The sequence below is a fragment of the Candidatus Zixiibacteriota bacterium genome, from assembly GCA_021159005.1.
Lineage (GTDB): Bacteria > Zixibacteria > MSB-5A5 > UBA10806 > 4484-95 > JAGGSN01.
In genome coordinates, this window is record JAGGSN010000183.1 from 1 (window position 1) to 2,157 (window position 2,157).

The 2,157-nt window shown below is 36.4% G+C and carries 1 protein-coding gene; it reads right to left on the minus strand.

What is annotated here, in order from left to right:
- The coding region (locus J7K40_11430) for a hypothetical protein (GenBank protein MCD6163007.1) at positions 1–2,072 on the minus strand (2,072 nt) is incomplete at its 3' end.
- Between the last annotated feature and the right edge of the window lie 85 nt (positions 2,073–2,157).

The window sequence follows — 2,157 nt, forward strand, 5'->3', positions numbered from 1 at the left end:
ATTTTCCAGTATATCTTCCAATAATCTGACTTATATTCTACCACTCCAAGGCAATAATCTGTATAAAGCCCAGTGGCTGAGTCACCCTTTCCAGCAGCTATAAGACCCTGGTTGTCTTCGGTGGCTCTATCATCAAGATAATAGATATGGTCTACGTCATCACAAGAAAAAAATAAATCGTCATCAACTTGGTATTGTCTTAAAAGCTCACTATTTCTATCATCTTGATCAGAAGTTACATCCCAATGATATACAGCCGGTGTAGATTCTGAATAAAACATTTCACTATCAATTCTATTCCAATTATTGATAGGCATGTCTTGATAACCTTTGAAACATTTAGCAAAGGTAATAATCCAAAGATGAGGTCTGGAGTCCCATCCATACCAGCCACAAAGTTCCTCCATTTCTGCCTGATTTGGTCCTCCTGCACAACCACTTTTCCACATATAAGCAAATCCATCTAAATACTTATTGTTTTTATGATAATCAAAATATAATCCATTAGGACATACCCACCGTGCATTATATGTATTTGTATTTTGTTGCTTCCACTCAGATTGGATATGACGATTTTTTTGGTCTATCCATGTACTTTCTACACCGTGATCACATCTTCGTGTTTCCAGAAAACAAGTTTCTGCAATTCCAATATGATGCATATCACTTATCACTTCAACTTGTTTATCACTCATTAGGTCAACTTCATAATGAGTGTGATATCGCCTTGCACTGGTGTCTGAGTATGTTCTTTGTTCTTCCTTTATATAAAATTCACCATTAGGATTTATGCTACAATCTTGTGCAGGATTTATCACATGCTCATCTTCATATATTTCTTCTGGTATTAGCAAATCCTGATCCAAGGTAGCAAATAAATTAAACTCAAATCCTGTATCAACTCCACTCCATTTTATATGATCACAACTATCAAGCTCACTGTAGATTACATTTGAATCTGAAAAATTAGTGTAACAATTAACTGGTCTCTCTGACCATGTAATGGCAACATTTATTCCCTTTTTATCTAAACTCTGAACGTCAAATATAAGAGGCGTGGGTACTTCAGCCGCTGCTCTATCAACAGCCCAATAAGCAGTAAAGCCCCTTCCATCTGCATCTGATGGATAATGTATAAATGTCCTGGCTGCGTTATTTCTTGCATCATATATTATCCCGCCTATAAAATTCTCTGCTTTAAGATCTGTTGGATTAGTCGTATACCATACCATAACCCCATCAACGGGATTACAATAAAATCTACGAGGAGGACAAGGAAATTGTAAACCCGTAAAAAAAATATTATTTCTGTATGGTATATAACTTTCAAAACCCGGTAAAGGATACAACGGATAATGAACAGGAATGCAAATTTCATCGCTACGAGGAACACCACTACCAGCATAAGCGTGAAGTGGCATAAATACAATTTTTCTGTTCTTTGTCAATACATGACAAGCAGAAACATATCTTTTTGGTCTATCTATCGGTTTCCCGGACTTATCTAAATCGTCTTCTCGCTCCTCATCTGTTCTCCCATCCATCATAAATGCTTTTGTATGTCTATGTGGGTGCTTATGTAAATGATCTGGTCCTCTTGGCGTATTCTTCATTATTTCGAGCATTTTATTTTCAGTACCAGCACTCCATACATAAATATCATAATCATCATTCAGATGTATAGGCGACAAATATTGCGTTTGTCTGTATATTGACATATCAGTGCCAGCTGCAACAAAATAAATCCAACGATAATATCTGGTGATTTCTCCAGTTATATCATTGACTTTAACAATATAAGCAAAAAATCTTGGGATTAATTTCTCTAAACCTTCCTTTTTTATCTCAATTGCTAACGGTTTGCTATATATCTTAACTTCTTTCAAATTAAAACAAATTAGAGCAGTAACTACTGTTCTTGAACCGAGCCTAACCCTTCTTGCGCCCTGCTTTAAATTCTGAAAACTTATCTGATTTTCAAGTATTCTCATCTGGCTCTGGGCAGCGCCTATAAAATCCCTGGCTTTTTCCTTATCGCCCAAGAGAGTTATTTTGTAAGGTACAGTTATCATACCTTAAAGCTCCGAGGCATCACAACCAAGGCAACATCAATAGAGTCAATACCAAAGTCACAGCCATCCACGTTCGATATCTGGA